The sequence below is a fragment of the Sphingomonas sp. genome (assembly GCF_035944535.1).
GTDB lineage: Bacteria > Pseudomonadota > Alphaproteobacteria > Sphingomonadales > Sphingomonadaceae > Sphingomonas_B.
The window spans coordinates 36,840-59,471 of the sequence record NZ_DASZBC010000007.1; the positions used below are offsets into that span (position 1 = coordinate 36,840).

Sequence of the window (22,632 nt, forward strand, 5' to 3'; positions counted from 1 at the left end):
CGGGAGAAGGTTAAACAAGAACAAAACGTGTACAATGGCGCGCGACTCGCCATGTACACCGAACTCAACATCACTACGCATTTCAGCTTTTTGCGCGGAGCGTCCTCTTGCGACGAGCTGTTCGCGACTGCCGCTCTCTTGGGCCATAAAACGCTAGGGATTACCGACCGTAACAGCGTCGCCGGGATGGTCCGCGCACTGGTTGCGGCCAAAGCGACGGGCATGCGGCTGGTCCCAGGCTGCCGGATCGATCTGATCGAGGGAGACTCGCTGCTCGTCTGGCCGGAGGATCGCGCTGCCTGGAGCCGCCTCACCCGGCTGCTGGCGATCGGCAAATCTCGCGTCGATGCTCAGCGGGGGCAGAAAGGCCAATGCCACCTCTATTGGGATGATGTGGCGTCATGGTGCGATGGGCTGGTTGCTGCCTTGGTGCCGAACGAAGCCGATTCCCAAACGGAGTTCGGCCTGGCCTGCATGAGCGAGTTGTTCGGCGATCGTGCCCATATTGCGCTTTGCTATCGCCGCCGTCCGGGCGACCGGCTGCGACTGCACCGGCTCGAGACGCTGGGCCGCAGCTATGGGGTCAAGCCGCTGGCTGTTGGCGACGTGCTCTACCACTCGCCTGATCGGCGCATGCTGCAGGACGTGGTCACCGCGATTCGCGAGAAATGCACGATCGACGCGCTGGGCTTCAAACGAGAGCGTCATGCCGATCGCCACCTGAAGAGCGTCAAGGAAATGGAGCGGTTGTTCGCGAACCATCAGGAAGCGATCGCCAACAGCGCCGCCATTGCCGAACGTTGCAGCTTCGACTTGCGGCAGCTCCAGTATCAATATCCCGACGAACTGGTGATGAGCGGCCGCACACCGCAGGATGCACTGGAACGGCTGGCGCACAAGGCCTTGCGCGACCGGTTCGCCGGCCGGGCGCCAAAATCGTATAAGAAGCTGCTGAAGCACGAGCTTCGGCTGGTGCGGCGGATGGGCTACGCGCCCTATTTCCTGACGGTCAATTCGATCGTCGCCTTCGCGCGTAGCCAAGGAATTTTGTGTCAGGGGCGCGGCTCTGCGGCGAACTCGCTGATCTGTTACATCCTCGGCATCACCTCCATCGATCCAGTGAAACACCAGCTGCTGTTCGAGCGGTTCATCTCGACCAACCGCAACGAGCCGCCCGATATCGACGTCGATTTCGAGCATGAGCGGCGCGAGGTCGTGATCCAGTGGATCTACGAAACCTACGGCCATCAGCATGCGGCGCTGACGGCCGTGGTCAGCCGATTTCGCGCCCGCGGCGCAGTGCGTGAAGTCGGCAAGGCGCTTGGTTTGCCGGAGGACATGACGGGCGCCTTGGCGGGCCAGGTTTGGGGATGGTCGCAAGAGGGAGTCGGCGAAAAGCACGCTGCCGATCTCAACATGGACATCGCCGACCCACGGCTCGCGCTGACGCTTGAACTGGCCCGCGAGCTGATCGGCACGCCGCGCCACATGTCGCAGCATCCCGGCGGGTTCGTGCTGACGCGGGAGCGGCTCGACACTTTGGTGCCCATCGAGCCCGCGTCTATGCCCAGCCGCTGGATCATCGAATGGGAAAAGGACGACATCGAAGAACTGAAGTTCATGAAGGTCGACGTGCTGGGCGTCGGCATGTTGGGCTGCATGCGCCGGGCTTTCGACATGCTGGCCGAGCATAAGGGCATCACCATCGGCATGGCCGACCTGCAGAAGGACGATCCGGCCGTGTACGAGATGATCCAGCGTGCTGATACGCTGGGGGTGTTCCAGATCGAGAGCCGGGCGCAAATGTCGATGCTGCCGCGGATGAAGCCCCGAGAATTCTATGATCTGGTCATCGAGGTCGCGATTGTGCGGCCCGGCCCCATTCAGGGGGACATGGTTCATCCCTATCTCAGGCGCCGTGAAGGCAAGGAGCCGGTCGAATATCCATCAAAGGAGCTGGAGGCAGTGCTGTGGCGGACGCTCGGCGTGCCGCTGTTTCAGGAACAGGCGATGAAGGTGGCGATCGTCGGCGCCGGCTTCACGGCTGCCGAAGCCGACGAACTTCGGCGGTCCATGGCCACGTTCAAGTTCACCGGCGGCGTCAGCCGTTTTCGTGACAAGCTGGTCAATGGCATGATCGCTAAGGGCTATTCGCCAGAGTTCGCCGAACGGACGTTTCGCCAGATCGAAGGATTCGGCAGCTATGGCTTTCCCGAAAGCCATGCCGCAAGCTTTGCCAAGATCGCCTACGCGTCGTCCTGGATCAAATGCCACCATCCCGACATCTTCTGCGCAGCGCTGCTGAACGCCCAGCCGATGGGCTTTTACGCGCCCGCGCAGATCGTCCGCGATGCGCGCGAGCATGGCGTGGAGGTGCTGCCGCCGGACGTGAACGACAGCCGGTGGGATACTTTGGTGCTCAGCCCCTCCCCCTCTGAGGGAGAGGGCGACTCGCGCTGCAGCGGGAGCGGGGTGAGGGTGAAACGAGGAGGTTTCGGAGGTTCCCCCTCACCCTACCAGTCGTCTGCGGCGAGCGGGCCCCTCCCTCTCCCTCAAGGGGAGAGGGGCTTGTTTCCCCTCCGCCTTGGCCTGCGCGTGGTCCGTGGCCTTGCCGAGGACCACGCCATTCAAATTATCACGCGCCGCGCCAACATCCCCTACACCAGCATCGAGGATGTCTGGCGGCGTTCGGGCGTGCCGGTCGCCGCGCTGGAGCGGCTGGCGGAGGCGGATGCCTTCGCCTCGCTGGGCGTCGACCGGCGCCAGGCGCTGTGGCAGGTGCGGGGCCTGGGCCATAGCGAGCTGCCGCTGTTCCGCGCGGTCGAGACGCGGGAAGAGCCGGTCGCGCTCACCCCGATGTCGGCCGGCCGCGAAGTGGTCGAGGATTACCGCTCCACCCAGCTGTCGCTGCGCGCCCACCCGCTTTCCTTCCTGCGGCCGGAGCTGAAGCGGCGCGGCATGGTCGCCTGCGCCGATCTCGACCGCATCGCCGACGGCCGCCCCGTCGAGGTCGCCGGCATCATCCTGGTCCGGCAGAAGCCGGGCAGCGCCAAGGGCGTGCTGTTCATCACCATCGAGGACGAGACCGGCGTCGCCAACCTGATCGTCTGGCCGGACCGGTTCGAGGCGCAGCGGCGGACGATCCTGTCCTCTGCGATGATCTCGGTCACCGGCAAGGTGCAGAAAGAAGGGCAGGTGATCCACATCATCTCGGACACGGTCGCGGACCAGACGCCCCTGCTCCGCTCGGTCGGCGAGATGGACTTCCCCCACCGCCCCGGCCCCGGCGACGGCGCGACCCATGGCGGCGCCCCCGACCGCGGCGAAGCCGGCTGGGAAAAACGCGTCCGCGACAGCTACCATCCGCCTTTCCGCACCGGCGCCGACCCGGAAGAGGTGATCAAGGTCAAGACGCGGGACTTTCACTGACGGGGAGCGCAGGGGAGGGCAGGTGCGCCCACCCCCACCGTCATCCCGAACTCGTTTCGGGAAAAGGGGTGTGCAATCAAAAGCCACGGAAGCGCGCACTCGCCGAGTGCAAAGCTCGGCGCGGAAGGAACGATCCGCTCACCGGGGGCGGTGTTCGGTGCCGAGGCCGGGGGTAATGAACACGCAAGTCGCACTCTCGCCGGGCCCCACATCGGCGGTGTGCCAGAGGCCGGGCGGGTTGATCGCATAGTCGCCCGCGCCCAACGCCACGCGCTCGAGGCGGCCGTCTTCATGCTCCTGGATCAGCACGATGCTGCCGGCCGTGCACAGCACCAGCTCGGCGCCGGCCGGGTGCCGTTCCCAGCTCGTCCAGCTTTCCCCGAAGCTGTACATGGAGACGAGCCGCCCATCGGCCCCGTCCGCAGCGAAGCGTGCGCCATAGGCCTCGTACCAGTCCATGCCGGTGAAGGGCGGCAGCACCGTCGCGCCGCCGCCGGGGCCGAGATGGGCGAAGTCGGTGGTGAGGTTCGGCACGGCTTTTGCCTCCATCGAAAGTCACGAAAGTCACGCCCCTGCCAAGTGTTTGGCGAGAAAAAGTGTCCAGCCCGCAACTGTGGCTCTGAAAAAAGGGCATAGCCCAGTCAGGCCGAATAGGACAGCATTTTGTTGCCTGTTTGTTCTTAAGTGACTACAAGAGGCCCTGCAGCAGGCGGGCTCCCTCCATTTCGGATTGAGCTTCCGCGATTTCGGACCTTGTCCATCTTCCGTTACCAAGTTCCCGTTTCGTTCCAATCAGGGGCGGTGCAGGAGGCGGGGCGGATTTGGCCGGTGTGGGTCTGGTCGCTCGGCGCGATGTGGGAGGCGGGGGCGATCGTGCCCCTTCGACCGGCTCAGGGCTGCCCGCGCTGCGAGCGCGTCTATGACGTGGACCTGGAGGCGCTGAACTCCTTCCGCCGCCGCAACCTTCGACAGGCTCAGGACAGGCCTGGTGCCTGATCGACGGTCGCGCGCGGTGGCGGCCGCAGGCCGGGTGCATCCTGAGCGGAGCCGAAGGACGAGCAAGTGCCGGGCGAGCGGCGCCCCTTCGACACGCTCAGGACAGGATTCGTCGCGGCGCTCAGGCCCGACCAGCGCTTCCTCTGGCTCCACGGCCGCGACATGACGCCCGCCTTTGTCCAGGGCAGCCGCCCCCGCGACCACGAACCGCCCGAAGCCTGTCCTGGGCCTGTCGAAGCCTGTCCTGAGCCAGCCGAAGGAGGGCGGCCCCATGCCCCCCGCCCCACCCGGCGTGGACCCGATCCGCTGGGCCTATGCGGACGAGCGGGAGAGGAAGCGGATGGTGCGGTTGGCGCGAGGGTGAGGCACAGATACGCTTTGAAGCGCTGCAAAGGGTAAGGTGCAGAGGCTTAGTGGAGTTCAATACCATTAAGATTGAGGCGATTGAGAAGCTCCGTCTTGACGGGCCGCATATCGTCCCAGAAGATCATCGATCGCAAGAACGATTGTACATCCGGATGCTCAAGCCTTTTCAACGCTTTTCGTGCCTCCTCTTCTGTATGAAAGGAAAGGAAGTAGACCGTATCGTCAAACACGACAGGTTTACCCCCCTCTGGGCCGATCACGTAGAAGCTTAGTTCCTTGTAGAGTGCTCCAATGGCAACCTTCCACGGCAGAAAAGTATATGGACCTACTCCAAAGACTGAGAACGGCCCGCCCTTCTTGTAAATCACGCTTCGCCGAGCGTCGAAGATGTGCCTACGTGATTGCAGATAGGACCATGTCCTGGGAGCCAACCTCTGCAGATCAAGCCGGTCATCGGAGATATTCATTTGCGGCACTATAAGGGAACGGGCAGATCGATTCTCTTTGAGGTCCGATCCTTTCCGCAGGGGATAGATAAAGGATGGTTCGAGGCAAACGCCGCTTCCATCCAGCGTCCTCATCTCTGCTGCAGTTCCGGTTAGCTCAAGCGCCAACCGTGCATCATGCTTAATTCCCGAGCGCCAGCGCGGAACCGCAGCCCCAAGTAGGTGCTGTCCCGCGCGGTAAGCACGTTCGTCGGAGACCAAGGCACCATCCACGTAGCCAAATCGACCTGAGGGGCTGGAAGCGTCCACATCAGAGTAAACGTCGCACACCTGTTCCGAGCTTCCGATTGCGAACGAACAGACCAGCACGCATGCCGAGACACTGGCGCCAAACTCTCTTTTTGCGTCAATAAGATGAACTCTTGCGGCAGGGCTTCTTCTACCTGCCTTCCACCACCAGAGGAGGACTTTGCGAGCTACCGATTGTTTGCAGATTACGGCCAACGTGCCGTTGCAGCTTGCCGACCAGCTGAACCAATCTCGAATCATCGACTCAGAGATGTCGAAATTACTCTTTCCAGTTTGCGCCTCTATTCCACGGAGGCCAGCTTGCGGTGATTTGGTGGGTAGGTTTGAACTCCCGTTGGCTGCTAGAAATGTGTTCGTTACCCAAGGTGGATTTCCAAGAATCCATAATGGCTTGTGACTGCGCGCGATCAGGCCATCCCAGTCAAAGGTAAAATAGTCTGCGTTATGGATGGTGAGACGGGACCTGCCCCGTAGAGAGCTCTTGAGATATTCGGCGTATTCGGCCTGTATCTCAATCCCATGGACGGCGGCATCAGGATATGCGTCTAACGCCGCCTTGACGATCGACCCTACGCCGCAGGTCGGTTCGATAATGGTCTCGGGTATGTGGGAAAGCCGCGACGCAAGCTCCACGACCTTTTGGGATAGGTGTGGTGGTGTCTGAAAATCGCCATACTGATTATTGGGCATTTACAGCACACGCACCAGGCCGGGGACGAGCCCCGCTTGATTCAATGTTCGCCCGTATTGAAGACGCCACTGAAGTGCGTTGGATATCGTTAGGTAACCCTGCTCGGGCGGGTCGTTCAGGATCGTCTCAGCAAGCTGCTGAGCGCTAATATCGTCAACAGGCAGATTCCGATCAATGAAGAACGCCACTAGGTCGTCTGCATTACCGTCGTTCGCCAATATTTCTCTTACTCCGCGAGATGTCTGATAATCTGCAGTACGCGCCTTATCTACAAATACAACATGATGCATATTCAAGTTTGACGTGCGTTCCGCGTGATTGTCTGTCTTCTCATACACGAATACCAGAAGATGATAGCCGAGACCGTAGATCTTTTGCCGCGCGAACCGGAAGGGACATGATGATTGTGGCTGGCGCACACTAGTTGTCTTTATGTCGACGTTCAGGCCTGGCAAGTCGATCCCTGAGGCAGAGTTTCCTGCGGCAAAGTCGTAGACTGCTGTGAGCCCATGGGTGAACTTCTGTTCGAGGTATGTTCCAATCACCTTTCCATCACTTACCCCGAAAAGCGCTGGCTCGTGATGTTCATTCTCGAATTCCGCAAACTCCCGTGCCTCTCTCATCAAGGCCTCAATGGTGAGCTCTTCCACAACTAGTTACTCCGCCGCTACAGCCGTTCTTTGCACGTCAGAGTTCGCCTGTCTTCCCCGCGCCAACAGCGGCGCCAAATACGCCCCCGTGAAACTCCGCGGCTCCTTAGCGACCGTCTCCGGCGTGCCCGTCACCAGCACTTCGCCGCCCTTGACGCCGCCTTCCGGCCCCAAGTCGATCACCCAGTCGGCGGTTTTGATGACGTCCAAGTTGTGCTCGATCACGACGACGCTGTTGCCCTGTTCGACCAGCGCGTGGAGGACTTCGAGGAGCTTGCGGACGTCTTCGAAGTGGAGGCCGGTGGTGGGTTCGTCGAGGATGTAGAGGGTCTTGCCGGTGGAGCGCCGCGACAATTCCTTGGCGAGCTTGACGCGCTGGGCCTCGCCGCCGGAGAGCGTCGTCGCCTGCTGGCCGACCTTGATATAGCCCAGGCCCACTTCGACCAGCATCGCCATCTTGTCGCGGATGCCGGGCACCGCCTTGAAGAACTCGGCGGCGTCTTCGACCGTCATGTCGAGCACGTCGGCGATCGATTTGCCCTTGAACTTCACCTCCAGCGTCTCGCGATTGTAGCGGGCGCCGTGGCAGACGTCGCACGTCACATAGACGTCGGGCAGGAAGTGCATTTCGATCTTGAGGAGGCCGTCGCCGGTGCAGGCCTCGCAGCGCCCGCCCTTGACGTTGAACGAGAAGCGGCCGGGCTTGTAGCCGCGCGCGGCGCTTTCGGGGAGGCCGGCGAACCAGTCGCGGATCAGGGTGAAGGCGCCGGTATAGGTGGCGGGGTTGGAGCGCGGGGTGCGGCCGATCGGCGACTGATCGATGTCGATCACCTTGTCGCAATGTTCGAGGCCGCTGATCTTTTCGCACGGGCCGCAGACCATGCGCGCCCCATTGAGCGCGCGGGCGGCGCCGGCATAGAGGGTGTCGATGGTGAAGCTCGACTTGCCCGAGCCCGACACGCCGGTGATGCAGGTGAAGGTGCCGAGCGGGATGCTCGCGGTCACGTTGCGGAGGTTGTTGGCGCGGGCGCCGTGGACGGTCAGCTTCTTGCCATTGCCCTTGCGACGCTTGGGCGGGACGGCGATCTCGCGGCGGCCGGAGAGATAATCCGCCGTTACGCTGTCTTCGTGCGCGAGCAGCTCGGCCAGGTCGCCCTGCGCGACGATCTGCCCGCCATGGGCGCCGGCGCCGGGGCCCATGTCGACGATATAGTCGGCGGTGCGGATCGCGTCCTCGTCATGCTCGACGACAATGACGGTGTTGCCGAGGTCGCGCAGGCGCTTGAGGGTCGCCAGCAGCATGTCGTTGTCGCGCTGGTGCAGGCCGATCGAGGGCTCGTCGAGGACGTAGAGCACGCCCGACAGGCCCGAGCCGATCTGCGAGGCGAGGCGGATGCGCTGGCTCTCGCCGCCCGACAGCGTGCCGGAAGTGCGGTCGAGGTTGAGGTAGTCGAGGCCGACATTGTTGAGGAAGCCCAATCGCTCGACGATTTCCTTTAGGATGCGCTCGGCAATGGCGCGCTGCTGGGGCGAGAGCTGCGGCGGCAGGCCGGTGAACCAGGCGAGGGCGTCGACGACGGAGAGGCGGGTGGCCTGGCTAATGTCGCGGCCGGCGATCTTCACCGCCAGCGCCTCGGGCTTGAGGCGCGCGCCGAGGCAGGTCTCGCAGGGCTGGGCCGACTGGTACTTGCCGAGCTCCTCGCGCATCCAGGCGCTCTCGGTCTGGAGCAGGCGGCGGTTCAGATTGCCGATCACGCCTTCGAACGGCTTCTTCACCTCATAGGATTTGCGGCCGTCGATGAAGCGGAGGGTGACGGGGCGCCCCTGCGTGCCGTGCAGGATGACTTGCTGGGTGGCGAGCGGCAGCTCGGCCCAGGGCGTGTCGAGCGTGAAGTCGAACTCGCGGGCGAGGCTGGCGAGCACCTGCATGTAATAGGGGCTGGGCGGCTGGCTCTTCGCCCAGGGCACGATCGCGCCTTTCTTGAGGCTCAGCGTCTCGTTGGGGACGACCAGGTTCTCGTCGAAGATCAGCTTCTCGCCGAGCCCGTCGCAGGCCGGGCAGGCGCCCTGCGGGGCGTTGAAGGAAAAGAGCCGCGGCTCGATCTCGGGGATGGTGAAGCCGGAGACGGGGCAGGCGAATTTTTCGCTGAAGACGATGCGGCCGGGAGGGGCGTGCTCGCCGGCGACCAGTTTCTTCTCCGGCTTGGAGCCCCCCTCACCGTTCGTTTCGAGCGAAGTCGAGAAACGCTCGTCCGCTCCGGGCTTCTCGACTTCGCTCGAAGCGAACGGAGTTGGGGTGGCCGAAGTGGGAGCATCCGCCGGATCCACATAGGCCAACCCGTCCGCCAGCTTCAGCGCCTGTTCGAAGCTGTCGGCCAGCCGGCTCTCGATGCCGGGCCGGACCACGATGCGGTCGACCACCACTTCCAGGTCGTGCTTGTATTTCTTGTCGAGCGCGGGGGCTCCGTCGATTTCGTAGAAGGTCCCGTCGATGCGGACGCGGGTGAAGCCGGCCTTCTGCCACTCGGCCAGTTCCTTGCGATATTCGCCCTTGCGGCCGCGGACGACGGGGGCAAGCAGATAGGCGCGCGTGCCTTCGGGCAGCGCCATCACGCGGTCGACCATCTGGCTGACCTGCTGTGCGGCGATCGGCTCGCCGGTGGCGGGCGAATAGGGGATGCCGACCCGCGCCCAGAGCAGGCGCATATAGTCATAGACTTCGGTGACGGTGGCGACCGTCGAGCGCGGGTTGCGGCTGGTCGTCTTCTGCTCGATCGAGATGGCGGGGGAGAGGCCCTCGATATGGTCGACATCGGGCTTTTGCATCAGCTCGAGGAACTGGCGCGCATAGGCCGACAGCGACTCGACATAGCGGCGCTGCCCCTCGGCATAGATGGTGTCGAAGGCGAGGCTGGACTTGCCCGAGCCGGACAGGCCGGTGATCACGATCAATTTGTCGCGCGGCAGATCGACGTCGACGCCCTTCAGATTATGCTCGCGCGCGCCGCGCACCTGGATGTGGGTCAGCATGAAGGTGAGTTCTACTTCTGTTCTTTAAGGAGCGCCAGAGGTGGAGATGGGGGCGCGGCGCGCGGCGGGCAAGATGATCTGTGCCGTCCATCATGGCCTCTCGATTCAGCGCGCGGTTTTCGTAAGCTCAGGCCAAAGGGGAGAGCTTCATGATTCGTCTGTCGATGGTGCGTACGAGCTTTGCTGCGCTGGCTTTGGTTTCGGCCACATCACTGACAGCAGCGCCGCCACCCGCGCCGGTCGAGCCTGTGACCGACGACTATTATGGCACCAGGATCACTGATCCCTATCGCTGGATGGAGAGCGGCAAGGACCCTCGTTGGATGCCGTGGCTGAAGGCCCAGGCAAATGCGACGCGCGCGACCTTCGACTCCGTTCCCGGCAGGGCCCAGTTTCTGAAGGACGCGGAGGCGCTGTCCGGCGCGGTGACTACGGTGCAAAAGGTCGTGCAGGCGGGGCCGCACCGCTTCGTCCAGCGCCGCGACGCGGGAGCGCAGGATTCGGTGCTGTATGTGCAGACTGAAAAGGCAGCGGAGCGGGTGCTGGTCGATCCAGCGAAGGTCGCCGGCGGCAACCAGGTCATCGACTGGTGGCAGGCATCGCCGAATGGCCGCTATGTCGCCGTTGGCCTGTCGAAGCGCGGCAGCGAGGCGTCGATCCTGCACGTGATCGAGGCGGCGACCGGAACGCTGCTGCCGGACCGCATTCCGAACACCGACTTCGGCATCTTCGGCTGGCTGCCCGACGAGAGCGGTTTCAGTTACCTGACGTTCGTGGGTGAGAAGGGGACGCCCAGCTATTACGTCAACAACTCGGCGCGTTTCCACCGCTTGGGCAGCACCGCGGCCAATACGGTGCTCGTCGACCGGGTCGCGCCGCCAGTGCCGCTGCGGGCGGACCAGTTCAACGGTGTCTTCCTCTCGCCCAGTTCCGCTACCGCCTTGTTGGGCGTGTGGGACGGCAGGCCCGAGCGGGCCGTTTACCGCGCCGACCGCGCCGAAGCCCTGGCTGGCAAGGCGAGCTGGACCAAGGTTGCCGACTTTGACGACCTGATCGTCGATGTGGCGCTTTCAGGCGACGCATTGTGGCTGGTGTCGCGGAAGGAGGACAGCAATGGCCGCCTGCTGCTTACCTCCGCCAGGGCGCCCAATCTTGCAAGCGCGCGCAAGATCGACATCCCCGGCAATCCCGTGATCGAGACGGTCGTCGCAACCAAGTCTGGAGCCATTCTCCAGACGCTGGAGGCGGGCAAGTCGGGATTGTGGCGGATCGGCAGCGACGGAACCGCCAAGCGGGTCGCGCTGCCCGTGGCGGGCACCGTGCGCTGGATCCAGCCGGATATCAACTCCGATGCTGGCTTTGTCAGTCTCGGCGGCTGGTTCGCGCCGGCCCAGGCCTATCGGCTGGAAGGGGACCGGCTGGTCGATCTGGGCTTGGTCAAGCCGCCGGCCGCGCTCGACCCGTCCAAATATGAAGCGCGCGAACTGATGGCCACAGCGCGCGACGGCACCAGAATTCCCTATACCGTGCTCGCCCGCAAAGGGCTGGCCGCAAATGGCCGCAATCCGCTGATCATCGAAGCCTATGGCAGCTACGGGATTTCCATGACCCCTGCCTATCGCAGCCAAATGATCCCTTTCCTCGATCGCGGCGGCGTCTATGTCGAGGCGAGCGTCCGGGGCGGCGGCGAGTTCGGGCGCAAATGGCATTATGCCGGCAAGGCGGAGACCAAGGCGAACACTTGGCGCGACGCGATCGATGTGGCGGAAGAGCTGGTCCGTACCAAGCTGACCAGCCCGCAGCATATGACGATCCTGGGCACATCGGCCGGCGGCGTGATGGTCGGCCAGGCCGTCAATGAGCGGCCGGACCTGTTCAGCGGCGCCATCGCCAATGTCGGCTTCATGAACCCGATCCGCTATGTCTCCGAGCAGAATTTCGCCGACATTCAGGAATGGGGCGGCCCGATCGCGGACGCGAAGACGTTCAAGATCATGTACGATCTCGATCCCTATGAGCATGTGAAGCCGGGCACGCGCTATCCGGCGACTTTGGTGGTCAGCGGCATCAACGATCCCCGCGCGGCGACCTTCCACGGCGCCAAATATGCGGCGAAGATGGCGGCCTCGACCACCAGCGGCGAGCCAGTACTGCTGCGCATCGACTTCGACGCAGGGCACGGCATCGGCTCGACGCGCACGCAACTCGATCAGGTCTGGACCGACATCTTCAGCTTCGCGCTGTGGCAGGCCGGCCGGGCGGAGTTCACGCCCAAGCCTTAGGATGAGTACACACCCTAGTTGATGACGCGGACTAAGGGCGTTGACGGCAAGTCCTTCGAGGATCGGTGCAGGTTCAGCATGGTCTGAACCAGCCCGATCACCTGCGACGAGAAGCCTGCGCCTGAGCGAATGTCCTCGCCGCTCAAGGGGACGATGTAGCTCTTGCCCTTATAGTCGACAGTGATGAAGGGCTCGGCGTTCCCCGCCTCTTCGGCCGGCTTGATGACGATCAACGGAATGCACTGGCGGAACTGGCCGTCTTCGCAGCGGCCATAGGCGAGAGGGCGTTCGTTGACCGTGCGCACATATTCGCCGAGATAGTTGATCATCCCCTCGACCGAACGCAGCGACACGTCGACCAGAAGCTCGGTCTTGTAGCCGGCGGGCACGAGGCCGCGGAAATAATCCGTCGCCGTGAAGCCGGCGCCGTTCGGAGAGGTCACGCCGGGACCGGGAGGCGCACCGGCACCATGGTGGGAGCGGCCGCGGAACGGGTCCGTGCCTGGCGCGCCGGTCGCGGAGGGCGCGTCCGTTGTCCCGTCCGGTGCGAGGGGCGGCAGTGTCACGCCCTGACTGCTCAGCGCCTGCTGGAATTGGTCTCGAAGCCCCTTCTCGAACCGCGCGCAAGCCTCACGCCGGATGGGCGCGGAGACTTCCATATTCTCGGCGAAGGTAATGGTGAACTCGCTGCCTTCTGCCGCTTCCGCCAGAGAATAATAGAGTGTTCTGCACCGGATCAGGTTGGTGAAGGGTTCCACCGTCGCCTCATAGTCGGGCGCGTTGCGCAGGGCGCCGAGCGGCAGGGTTGCTACAGTTTGACCTTTAGGATCGGTGATACGCCCGGCGAAGTCGATCTTGTGGACGAACAGATAGCTGATCAGGTCCCGCTCCCAACCCTGGCGCAACAGATGGACGATCGTGGCTGGGGCGACCGGCGTCGTAATGCCTTTCCAGAAATCGTCGGTTGCGTTGACGCCGATTTCGAAATCGGTGCCCGAGTTGATCCGGACGCCAAGTCTCGGCGTCAGGTTGGTGGCGCCGAGCGTGCGCTTGCTCGTCGCGAAGCCGCCGCCGCCAGGCAGCTGTTCGCCGCCATTGCCGTTGGCCGTCAGGTCCAGGCCCGCCGTGCCTTCGACCCGTGCCGTGCCGAGTACCTTCGCGAAACTGGTGAAGTGCAGCGGCTCGCGCGACCGGGCGCGGAGGATGTTGACGACAGTCTGGCGATTGGTCGCCTCTGCCACGAACTCGTTATACTCGACCGCCATTCCGGAGACCTGCGAGCGGAAGGCGCAGCCGCTCGTCGCCAACAGCAGCAGGGCCAGCGCGGAGCGGAAAACAGGCATGGGCGTCCCCTGAAGATATCGAAGCCGTTATGCCTTCTCGCTGCCAAGAAACAACGTGCCGTAAGTCATGACCTTTGGTGGCGTTTGCCCGAGGGAGGCCGGATTGCTAGCGCTGTCGCATGGACGCGATCTTCCCCCCGGCGAACGCCTTGCTTGCCGCGATCGAGCTTGGCGGGACCAAGACGATCGTCGCGATTGGCTACGATCCCGAACGGCCGATCGCGGTCGAACGCTTCCCGACCGAGACGCCGGAGCGCACGCTAGGGCGGGCTGCGGCGTTGCTGGAGGAATGGGCCGCACGGCACGGCAGCATCGCCGGACTGGGGATCGGATCGTTCGGGCCAGTGCGGCTGGATCCCCAAACGCCCGATTGGGGCTGCATGCTGGCGACACCGAAGCCGGGCTGGGCGGGAGCGGAGGTGGCGCCCTTCTTCGTGCGGCGGCTCGGCTGCCCAGTTGTCATGGACACGGATGTCAACGCGGCCGCTCTGGCGGAGGCGCGGATCGGCGCCGGCCAGGGTTGCCGGCACATCGCCTATGTGACGGTCGGGACGGGGATCGGCGGCGGCTTGCTGCTGAACAATGCGCCGCATCATGGCGCGCTGCATGCCGAGATCGGCCATTTGCTGCCGCGCCGCCATCCGAACGACGATTTTGCGGGCATCTGCCCCTATCATGGCGACTGTCTAGAAGGGCTGGCGAGCGGCCCCGCGATCAGCGCGCGGCTGGGCGCACCGCTGGACACGCTGCGCGTCGATCATCCGTTCCGGGCCATCCTCGCCGACTATCTGGCGCAGCTGGCCATGGCGCTGCGGTTGTCGGTCAGCGTCGAGCGGATAGTGATGGGCGGCGGCGTGCTGTCGAGGCTGGACCTGCTGCCGGAAGTCAATGCCGCCATGGCCGAAAAGCTGAACGCTTATCTGCCCGAAGCGGCAAGTCCTGTGGTGGTCGCTCCCGCTCTCGCCGACGCCGGACTGCACGGCGCCCTGATGTTTGCGCAGGGCTGTCTGTCGCCGGCTTGAAGAAGTTGGTCGGGGCGACAGGATTCGAACCTGCGACCCCCACACCCCCAGTGTGATGCGCTACCAGGCTGCGCTACGCCCCGACCTAGGCGCGCGGGCTTATGCGCGGCGGCGTGAGAAGGCAAGGCTCCAGGCCCCGGCCGCCTCAGCTTCGTCATTCCCGCGCAAGCGGGAACCCAGAAAGTTCGCCCGAAAGCCGGACCGCTGGGTCCCCCTTTCGGGGGGATGACGAATGAAGACGGGCTCGAAATGCCGAATGCCCGAGTCGTTTCCGACCCGGGCACCCGCGTGACGATCAATCGTCAGCCCCCTTGAAAGCCGTCTCTCGACATCCGGGCCTGCTCCCCTTCAAGAGACCCGATGGAGCGACTGCTCTCCCCGAACCACGGCCGTTTTGAGAGCCTGAGCTTCGAATGCACCGGAGACTATGTCAGCTTTCCGATAGAGTCACCGTCGTTTATCTGGCGTTCATCAAAATTGCGCCACGCTGTGGCAGCCGCGCAACAGCACAGCTTGCAGTGCCCCGGTGCTCCTCTTAGACGGAGCGCGCCCATCCACTCCGGTTCCCGAGAAAAATGATCCTGTCCCGATATGAGCGGATGATTGCCCGGCGCTATTTGTGGCCGGGCAAGGGCGAAGCGTTCATCGCGCTCGTCGCCTCGATCAGCCTGGTGGCGGTGATGCTGGGCGTCGCCGCGCTCGTCATCGTGATGAGCGTGATGAACGGCTTTCGCGCCGAGCTGTTCGACAAGGTGGTGGGGCTGAACGGGCACGCGGTAGTGCAGGGCTATGGCGGCCGCCTGCCGAACTGGCGCGAGATTTTGGCAGAGGCGCAGAAGACGCCCGGCGTCACCGAAGCCCTGCCGCTGATCGAGCAGCCGCTGATGGCAAGCTATGAAGGCCGGGTCGAAGGCGTGCTGGCGCGCGGCATGCGGGTGGAGGATATCCGCTCGAACGCGGTGCTGAAGGGCAAGGTGGTCGACGGCGACCTGAAGGCGCTGACGCCTGGCAGCGACAATGTTGCGATCGGCGCGCGGCTCGCGGACATGCTCGGTGCGCGGGTCGGCAGCTCAATCAGCCTGATCAGCCCGCAGGGCCAGTCGACCGTGTTCGGCACCGTGCCGCGAATCGTCAGCTACCGGGTGGCGGCGATCTTCGAGGTCGGCGTCTATGATTACGACAAGGCGTTCGTGGTGATGCCGCTGGAGGACGCGCAGACATTGCTGATGATGGGCAGCGATGTGGCAATGATCACAGTGCAGACAACCGATGCCGACAAGGTCGGCGAGATCCTGCGGCCGCTGCTGCCGGTGATCGGCAATCGCGGGCTGCTGACCGACTGGCGGCAGATGAACGCGACCATCTTCGAAGCGCTGCAGGTCGAACGGATCGCGATGTTCGTGGTGCTCTCGATCATCGTGCTGGTGGCGGTCTTCAACATCTTGTCGTCGCTGATCATGCTGGTGCGGGCGAAGACGCGCGACATCGCGATCTTGAGGACCATGGGCGCGACGCGGGCCGGGCTGATCAAAGTGTTCGTGACGATCGGCACGCTAATCGGCGCCGTGGGCACTATTGCCGGGCTGATCCTGGGCGCGGTGTTCCTCTTCTACCGCCAGTCGGTGGTGAACTTCGTCCAACTGGTGACGGGGCAGAATCTGTGGGACCCCTCGATCCGCTTCCTGACCGAGCTGCCGGCCAAAACCGATCCGTTCGAGGTGCTGGCGATCGTGCTGATGGCGCTGATCCTGAGCTTCCTCGCGACGCTCTACCCGGCGTTCAAGGCGGCCAGCACCGACCCGGTGCAGGTGCTGCGCTATGAGTGAGGTAATCGTCGTCCCGAACTTGTTTCGGGACAAGGGTCGTGGTGACGGATGTGCGACGGAGCGGCGAGCGCTACGAGGCGGACACCTTATCCCGAAACAAGTTCGGGATGACGGAGGTAGACGTTGACCGAACCCGTCCTCTCTACCTCCGGCCTGACGCGCGATTTCCGGCAAGGCGAGGAGACGATCCATGTCTTACGCGGCGTCGATCTGGGCGTCGCGCCCGGCGAGATCGTCGCGCTCCTGGGGCCGAGCGGATCGGGCAAGTCGACCCTGCTGCAGGCGGTAGGACTGCTGGAAGGAGGGTTCGGCGGGTCGATCCGGATTGTCGGCGAGGAAGTGTCCAAGCTCGACAATGACCGGCGGACGCAGGTCCGGCGGGACCGGATCGGCTTCGTCTATCAATTCCATCATCTGCTGCCGGATTTCAGCGCGGCGGAGAATGTGGTGCTGCCGCAGCTGATCCGCGACGTGGAGCCCGCCGCAGCGCAGGCACGGGCGGAAGCGCTGCTCGGCGCGCTCGGCCTCGGCCATCGGCTGACGCACCGCCCGAGCCAGCTGTCCGGCGGCGAGCAGCAGCGGGTGGCGGTCGCCCGCGCACTCGCCAACCGCCCGGCGCTGGTGCTGGCCGACGAGCCGACCGGCAATCTCGACGAGGCCACCGCCGACAGGGTGTTCGACGAATTCCTGCGGCTGGTGCGCGGCGAAGGCTCGGCCGCCCTGGTCGCCACGCACAACGAGCGGCTTGCGCAGCGCATGGACCGGGTGCTGCGGCTGCATGAGGGCCGGCTCGAATAGGGAAAGTTCTGGGCGCAAATGCGTTGCCGCGCCATGCGTGCCCTTCCCCTGATCATCATCGCCGCGCTCGTCGCCGGCGGCTGCAAGAAGCTCGAAACCAAGGCCGAACAGGACGCCAAGGCCGAGCGCACCGCAGCCGACGAGAAGCGCACCCGCCAGGCCTGTGCATCTCAGGGAAGCTATGAGCGGCTGAAGGCGCTTGCCTTTGAGAAGGCCGAGGAAGTCCGCGCCGGCCGCACTGCCATGCTGGAACAGCTGCGCGCGGCGACTGTCGTCCGGATGGAGGACCCGGTCGTCAAGAGCCGCGATGATGCGCTCAATGTGACGGTCTGCCGGGGGCGAATGGTCATCGACCTGCCGCCAGGCGCCGAGGACGCGTTCAATGGCGAACGGCGGCTGGTCGCGGACGTCGAGTTCGCCGCCCAAACCGCCGCGGACGGCAGCGGCATGGTTTATCAGCTCGATGGCGCGGAGCCGATCATCTACCGGCTCGCCGCGATCGACATGAAGGGCGGCGCGCCACTCCCTGCGCCGACGCCGGTCGAAACCCCCGAAACGCAGCTGGCAGAGGCCGCGCCGCCTCCCGCTCCGCCTCAGGCAGCGCCTCCCGCCGCGCGCCCCGTACCGCCGCCGCCCGCGCCACGAGCGACGACGCGTCCTGCGCCTGCGCGGCCTGCGCCGCGCCGCGAGCGCCCGCCCGTCGTCGAGGAAGAGCGGCCAAGGCCTGCGCTCGCCCGCCCCAGCTTCAACTGCCGCTATGCCCGCACCCGCACTGAGCAGATGGTCTGCGCCGACGAGCGGCTGGCGGCGCGCGACCGCGAGATGGCCTCGCTCTATTACAGCGCAGTCGCCAATGCCGATCCGGAGACGCGTTCGATCCTCCGCCGGTCCCGCGACCGCTTCCTCGCGCGTCGCGAGCGGTGCGGCGGGCCCGGCTGCGTCGCCCGCGCCTATGAGGACCGGGTCGACGAGATCGACCGCATCATGTCCGGCGAGTGACTTGACCTGAGCCACAAAGCCGCGTTCCCTGCGCCTCGGCAGGGGAGCGGGAGAGTGGCTTATGGTGCGCCGTACCTGTTCCTTGCTCGTGCTCGGGTCGCTGATCGCTTCGTGCGGCGGCAGCGATGCCGAGCCTCAGCCTGCACCCCCGCCCGCCAATGCGCCACCGGCCTTCACCTCCGCTGCGACTGCGAACGTCACCTCGGGGGCGAGCGGCACGGTCTATAATGCGCAGGCGACCGACCCGAACAGTGACCCGCTGACCTATTCCATATCAGGCGGCGCGGATCAGGCGCTGTTTCAGGTCAGTGCTGCGGGCGCGCTGTCGTTCAAGACGCCGCCCAGCGTCGCCGCCCCGGCGGATCAGGACGCCAACAACGTCTATCTGGTGCAGCTGCGCGTCTCTGACGGGCAAGCGGCGGCCACGCTGGATCTGGCGCTGACGGTCGTGCCGACCGCCACCGGCTTTCGCGTGCGGCGGGTCGCGACCGGCTTCGACCAGCCGGTGTTCCTGGCCGCCATGCCCGGCAGCGGCCGGGTGTTCGTAGTCGAGCGCGGCGGTCTGATCCGCATCCTCGATCCCGCGACGGGCGCCATCGCGGCAACGCCGTTCCTGGACGTCCGCAACCAGATCTCGACGGATGGCGAGCGCGGACTGCTCGGCTTCGCAACGGCTTCCAATTATCAGACGAGCGGCGCTTTTTTCGTCTTCCTCACCAATTCGCAGGGCACGATCGAGATCCGCCGTTATGTGCGGAGCGCCGGCAACCCGGATGTCGCGGACGGCACCAGCGCCGACGTAATCCTTTCCATCCCGCACCCCGGCTTCTCCAACCACAACGGCGGCTGGATCGGCATCGGGCCCGACAATCTGCTCTACATCGCAACCGGCGACGGCGGTGGCAGCGGCGATCCGGACAACAATGCCCAGAACAGCTTCAGCCTGCTGGGCAAGATCTTGCGCATCGACCCTGCAGGCGACGATTTCCCGGCCGATCCGAACCGCGACTATCGCATCCCTGCCGCCAATCCTTTTGCGGGCGGTGGCGGCGCACGCGAGGTAATCGCGCTCGGCCTGCGCAATCCCTTCCGCGCCAGGATCGACGAGGCTGCGCTCTATATCGGCGATGTCGGTCAGAATGCGGTCGAGGAAATCGACCTGATGAGCATCGACGGCAACGATGCGTTGCCGGTCAACTTCGGCTGGCCGATCCTGGAAGGCACGCGCGCCTTTCGGGGCGGCAGCAGCGTAGGCCTGAGGCCGCCGATCGCGGAATACAGCCATGGCACCGGGCCGCTCAACGGCAACACGGTGACTGGCGGCATCGTCTATCGCGGGCCGATCGCAAGCCTGCGCGGCAGCTATGTCTTTGCCGACTTCATCCGGCCGCGCCTCTGGTCGCTGCCGCGAACCGCCTTATCGATCGGACAGACGGTGCCGGCCACCAGCTTCGTCGACCGGCTGCAGAGCTTCGCTCCCAATGCCGGCGCCTATAGCAATATCGTGAGCTTCGGGACCGACCGGAACCAGAACCTCTATATCATCGACTTCGACGGCGAGATTTTCGTGCTAGAGCCGTCTTCCTGATCCAAGAGGGGAAGATGACGACGATCCTCAACCATGAAGTGAAGAAGCCCGGCGGCGGCACGGAGCCGATGAGCGCCCATGCGGGCAAGGTGTTGCTCGTCGTCAACGTCGCCAGCAAGTGCGGGTTCACGCCGCAATATGCCGGGCTGGAAGCGCTGTACCGCAAGTACAAGGATCGCGGCTTCGAGGTGCTCGGCTTCCCCTGCAACCAGTTCGGCAACCAGGAGCCCGGCGACGCGCAGGAGATCGCCAACTTCTGCTCGACCACCTATGACGTGACCTTTCCTGTCTTCGCCAAGATCGAGGTCAATGGTCCGAAGGTTGACCCGTTCTTCGAACAGCTGAAGAAAGATGCGCCAGGCATTATGGGCCTGACATCGATCAAGTGGAACTTCACCAAGTTCCTCATTGATCGCAACGGCAACGTCGTTCGCCGCTATGCCCCGACCACGCGGCCCGAAGATATAGAGCAGGACATAGAATCATTACTCTAGATTAAAGTCGGCACGAAGCTTGCGTCGATTCCGGCACATCCGCGTTATGACCGCGGGATTAACGGATTTGAGGTTCTCGCATGGAGCTCTGGGGCGGCCATGAATGCACGGTCAATCGTGTCGAAGATCGTTTTTGCGACCAGAACCGGCTGACCGGGCACGAAGACCGCATCGAGGATCTGGAGCGCTTCGCTCGGCTGGGCGTGAAGGCGCTGCGCTATCCGGTGCTGTGGGAACGGGTCGGGCCGGAGCGGCCGGGCGAATATGACTTCAGCTGGAGCGATGCGCGTGCCGCCGAGTTGCAGCGGCTGGGCATCCGTCCGATTCTGGGACTGCTCCATCATGGCAGCGGGCCGCATTTCACGAGCCTGGTGGACCCGGAGATGCCGCGGCTGTTCGGCGACTATGCGCGTGCCGTCGCCGAGCGCTACCCGCATGTCGAAGACTGGACGCCCGTCAACGAACCGCTGACGACCGCGCGCTTCGCCGGTCTCTACGGCCATTGGTATCCGCATGGCCGCGACGAGACGGTCTTCCTGACCTGCCTGGTGACCGAAATCGAGGCGACGATCGCTGCGATGAAGGCGGTGCGGGAGGTGAATCCGCAGGCGCGGCTGATCCAGACCGACGATCTCGGCGACACCTATGGCACGCCGCGGATGAAGCGGCTTGTCGAGCATTATAACGCCCGGCGCTGGCTGGGCTGGGACCTGCTAACGGGGCAGGTTGACGAGACGCATTATTACTGGCGCTGGATTGCGAAGGCCGGCCTGGCCGATCGAGTGAAGGCGATCTGCGCGGGGCCGTGCCCGCCCGACATCATCGGCGTGAACCATTACGTGACCAGCGACCGGTTTATCGATCACCGGACGCGCCGCTATCCGGACCTGAAGCGGCCCGAGATCGGCTTCCACGATTTCACGGCCGCGCGGGTGATGGACCCGCCGCCTCCGGGGCTGGAGTCGGTGATGCGCCAGGCCTGGGAGCGCTATGGCATTCCGCTCGCCGTCACCGAGAGTCATCTCGGATGCACGCGCGAGGAGCAGATGCGATGGCTCGCCGAGGGCTGGAACACCTGCCTGAAGCTCAAGGGCGAAGGCGTGGATGTGCGCGCGCTCACCGCCTGGGCGCTGCTCGGTAACTATGACTGGTGCAGTCTGCTGACTGTGCCCAAGAACCATTATGAAGGCGGCCCCTTCGATGTACGCACCGGCACGCCGCGGCCGACCGCACTCACGCGCGTGCTGAAGGCGTTCGGCGGCGATGCCGAGGCGAGCGAATGGCTGGCCAAGCACCCGGCGATGGGCCGCGCAGGCTGGTGGCGGCGCGACATCCGCCTGGAGCATGCGCCCTATGTCTGGACCGATAGGAGAGCCGAGCCGATGAAAGAACGCGCCGGGCCGCCGATCCTGATCACGGGCGCCAGCGGCACACTCGGCCAGGCGCTCGCCCGCGCGTGCGAACTGCGCGGCCTCGACTATGTGCTGACCGATCGAAAGGCGTGTGCGATCGACGATCCTGCCTCGATCCGGACGGCCATCGACACGCACCAGCCCTGGGCCGTGATCAACGCGGCCGGCTGGGTGCGGGTCGACGATGCGGAGGGCGAGCGCGAGGCCTGCTTCCGCGCCAATGCCGACGGCGCCGCGCTGATGGCGGAGGCCTGCGCGGAGCGGGGACTGAGATACACCGTCTTCTCGTCCGACCTGGTCTTCGACGGCGCGAAGAACGACGCCTATCTCGAAGATGACGCGCCGAAGCCGCTGAACGTCTATGGCGCGTCCAAGGCCTCGGCCGAGGAGCGCGTGCTGAAGGCACTGCCGGAGGCGCTGGTAATCCGCACCGCCGCCTTCTTCTCTCCCTTCGACGCCTATAACTTTGCGATCTGGGTAGAGCGGGAACTGCGCGAGGGGCGGCCGGTGCACGCCGCCGAGGGTTTCATCGTCACGCCGACGTTCGTGCCTGACCTGGTCCATGCCAGTCTCGACCTGCTGATCGACGAGGAACAGGGTATCTGGCACCTGACCAACCAGGAGCCGGTCAGCTGGTTCGACTTTGGCCGACGTGTCGCAGAGACGATGGACCTGGATCCGCGGCTGGTGCGCGCGGCACGGCCATCGGAACTCGGCTGGCGGGCCAAGCGCCCTGCCTATGTGCCGCTTGGCTCCAAGCACGGCCAGCTGCTGCCCAAGTTCGAAGACGCGTTGGCACGGCACAAGCAGCGGCGGCGGGCGGAAGAGCTGCGCTCCCCGGCGTAGCCGGGGTCCATGGCGCGGAGCAACTGGGCCCCGGCCTACGCCGGGGAACAGGGGAAGGCGGGGATAACTCCGCGTCAGCCTTTCCGAATCCGGTGCTGCATCCCA

General features: G+C 64.7%; 15 protein-coding genes and 1 tRNA gene. 10 read left to right on the forward strand and 6 right to left on the reverse strand.

Features of this window, described 5'->3' with window-relative positions; genetic code table 11:
* The first annotated feature begins 51 nt into the window (after positions 1-51).
* Complete coding sequence (locus VGT77_RS07120) at positions 52-3,429, forward strand: error-prone DNA polymerase (protein ID WP_327461000.1); 3,378 nt, start codon at positions 52-54, stop codon at positions 3,427-3,429.
* Positions 3,430-3,567: 138 nt separating this feature from the next.
* Here the strand turns inward: VGT77_RS07120 and VGT77_RS07125 are convergent, their stop codons facing one another.
* Entirely contained in the window at positions 3,568-3,978 is a 411-nt protein-coding gene (locus VGT77_RS07125; RefSeq protein WP_327461002.1) for a cupin, read from the reverse strand.
* Positions 3,979-4,182: 204 nt separating this feature from the next.
* Between VGT77_RS07125 and VGT77_RS07130 the strand changes: the two genes are divergently transcribed.
* Positions 4,183-4,425: a hypothetical protein gene (locus tag VGT77_RS07130; RefSeq protein ID WP_327461004.1), complete on the forward strand. Its 243-nt coding sequence runs from the start codon at positions 4,183-4,185 to the stop codon at positions 4,423-4,425.
* Between the two features lie 410 nt (positions 4,426-4,835).
* On the opposite strand, the gene VGT77_RS07135 is transcribed toward VGT77_RS07130, so the two are convergent.
* The 3 genes from VGT77_RS07135 to uvrA are packed head-to-tail and all read right to left on the reverse strand — an operon-like array spanning position 4,836 to position 9,917.
* Positions 4,836-6,236: a hypothetical protein gene (locus VGT77_RS07135; protein WP_327461006.1), complete on the reverse strand. Its 1,401-nt coding sequence runs from the start codon at positions 6,234-6,236 to the stop codon at positions 4,836-4,838.
* The gene (locus tag VGT77_RS07140; RefSeq protein WP_327461007.1) at positions 6,237-6,887 is read right to left on the reverse strand and encodes a hypothetical protein; all 651 of its coding nucleotides are present in this window, start codon (positions 6,885-6,887) and stop codon (positions 6,237-6,239) included.
* A 6-nt stretch (positions 6,888-6,893) separates the two neighbouring features.
* Positions 6,894-9,917 (reverse strand): excinuclease ABC subunit UvrA, encoded by a 3,024-nt coding sequence (gene uvrA / locus VGT77_RS07145; protein WP_327461009.1) that lies wholly within the window; start codon positions 9,915-9,917, stop codon positions 6,894-6,896.
* A 149-nt stretch (positions 9,918-10,066) separates the two neighbouring features.
* Between uvrA and VGT77_RS07150 the strand changes: the two genes are divergently transcribed.
* On the forward strand, positions 10,067-12,199 hold the full coding sequence (locus VGT77_RS07150; protein ID WP_327461011.1) for a prolyl oligopeptidase family serine peptidase: 2,133 nt from the start codon (positions 10,067-10,069) through the stop codon (positions 12,197-12,199).
* Positions 12,200-12,213: 14 nt separating this feature from the next.
* Here the strand turns inward: VGT77_RS07150 and VGT77_RS07155 are convergent, their stop codons facing one another.
* Positions 12,214-13,542 (reverse strand): hypothetical protein, encoded by a 1,329-nt coding sequence (locus tag VGT77_RS07155; protein WP_327461013.1) that lies wholly within the window; start codon positions 13,540-13,542, stop codon positions 12,214-12,216.
* A 119-nt stretch (positions 13,543-13,661) separates the two neighbouring features.
* On the opposite strand from VGT77_RS07155, the gene VGT77_RS07160 reads away from it, so the two are divergent.
* Complete coding sequence (locus VGT77_RS07160; protein ID WP_327461014.1) at positions 13,662-14,564, forward strand: ROK family protein; 903 nt, start codon at positions 13,662-13,664, stop codon at positions 14,562-14,564.
* Positions 14,565-14,570: 6 nt separating this feature from the next.
* Here the strand turns inward: VGT77_RS07160 and VGT77_RS07165 are convergent.
* Positions 14,571-14,647 (reverse strand) — tRNA-Pro (locus VGT77_RS07165).
* 492 nt (positions 14,648-15,139) lie between these two features.
* On the opposite strand from VGT77_RS07165, the gene VGT77_RS07170 reads away from it, so the two are divergent.
* The 6 genes from VGT77_RS07170 to VGT77_RS07195 all read left to right on the forward strand — a co-directional run bounded on the left by VGT77_RS07170 (position 15,140) and on the right by VGT77_RS07195 (position 22,527).
* The gene (locus tag VGT77_RS07170; protein WP_327461016.1) at positions 15,140-16,390 is read left to right on the forward strand and encodes a lipoprotein-releasing ABC transporter permease subunit; all 1,251 of its coding nucleotides are present in this window, start codon (positions 15,140-15,142) and stop codon (positions 16,388-16,390) included.
* Positions 16,391-16,513: 123 nt separating this feature from the next.
* Entirely contained in the window at positions 16,514-17,188 is a 675-nt protein-coding gene (locus VGT77_RS07175; protein WP_327461018.1) for an ABC transporter ATP-binding protein, read from the forward strand.
* Positions 17,189-17,221: 33 nt separating this feature from the next.
* The gene (locus tag VGT77_RS07180) at positions 17,222-18,187 is read left to right on the forward strand and encodes a hypothetical protein (RefSeq protein ID WP_327461020.1); all 966 of its coding nucleotides are present in this window, start codon (positions 17,222-17,224) and stop codon (positions 18,185-18,187) included.
* 61 nt (positions 18,188-18,248) lie between these two features.
* Positions 18,249-19,775 carry a PQQ-dependent sugar dehydrogenase gene (locus tag VGT77_RS07185; RefSeq protein WP_327461022.1) on the forward strand — a complete coding sequence of 509 codons (1,527 nt, stop codon included), beginning with the start codon at positions 18,249-18,251 and terminating at the stop codon, positions 19,773-19,775.
* A gap of 14 nt (positions 19,776-19,789) precedes the next feature.
* The gene (locus VGT77_RS07190; RefSeq protein WP_327461024.1) at positions 19,790-20,269 is read left to right on the forward strand and encodes a glutathione peroxidase; all 480 of its coding nucleotides are present in this window, start codon (positions 19,790-19,792) and stop codon (positions 20,267-20,269) included.
* Positions 20,270-20,349: 80 nt separating this feature from the next.
* Positions 20,350-22,527, forward strand: a complete 2,178-nt coding sequence (locus tag VGT77_RS07195) for a family 1 glycosylhydrolase (protein ID WP_327461026.1) — start codon at positions 20,350-20,352, stop codon at positions 22,525-22,527.
* The last annotated feature ends 105 nt before the right edge of the window (positions 22,528-22,632 follow it).

Bases quoted from the DNA above. Each gene is read 5' to 3' on its own strand.
- VGT77_RS07150 (WP_327461011.1), top strand. From the start codon at position 10,067: ATGATTCGTCTGTCGATGGTGCGTACGAGCTTTGCTGCGCTGGCTTTG.
- uvrA (WP_327461009.1), bottom strand. From the start codon at position 9,917: ATGCTGACCCACATCCAGGTGCGCGGCGCGCGCGAGCATAATCTGAAG.
- VGT77_RS07125 (WP_327461002.1), bottom strand. From the start codon at position 3,978: ATGGAGGCAAAAGCCGTGCCGAACCTCACCACCGACTTCGCCCATCTC.
- VGT77_RS07190 (WP_327461024.1), top strand. From the start codon at position 19,790: ATGACGACGATCCTCAACCATGAAGTGAAGAAGCCCGGCGGCGGCACG.
- VGT77_RS07170 (WP_327461016.1), top strand. From the start codon at position 15,140: ATGATCCTGTCCCGATATGAGCGGATGATTGCCCGGCGCTATTTGTGG.
- VGT77_RS07185 (WP_327461022.1), top strand. From the start codon at position 18,249: ATGGTGCGCCGTACCTGTTCCTTGCTCGTGCTCGGGTCGCTGATCGCT.
- VGT77_RS07120 (WP_327461000.1), top strand. From the start codon at position 52: ATGTACACCGAACTCAACATCACTACGCATTTCAGCTTTTTGCGCGGA.
- VGT77_RS07160 (WP_327461014.1), top strand. From the start codon at position 13,662: ATGGACGCGATCTTCCCCCCGGCGAACGCCTTGCTTGCCGCGATCGAG.
- VGT77_RS07180 (WP_327461020.1), top strand. From the start codon at position 17,222: ATGCGTGCCCTTCCCCTGATCATCATCGCCGCGCTCGTCGCCGGCGGC.
- VGT77_RS07195 (WP_327461026.1), top strand. From the start codon at position 20,350: ATGGAGCTCTGGGGCGGCCATGAATGCACGGTCAATCGTGTCGAAGAT.
- VGT77_RS07135 (WP_327461006.1), bottom strand. From the start codon at position 6,236: ATGCCCAATAATCAGTATGGCGATTTTCAGACACCACCACACCTATCC.
- VGT77_RS07155 (WP_327461013.1), bottom strand. From the start codon at position 13,542: ATGCCTGTTTTCCGCTCCGCGCTGGCCCTGCTGCTGTTGGCGACGAGC.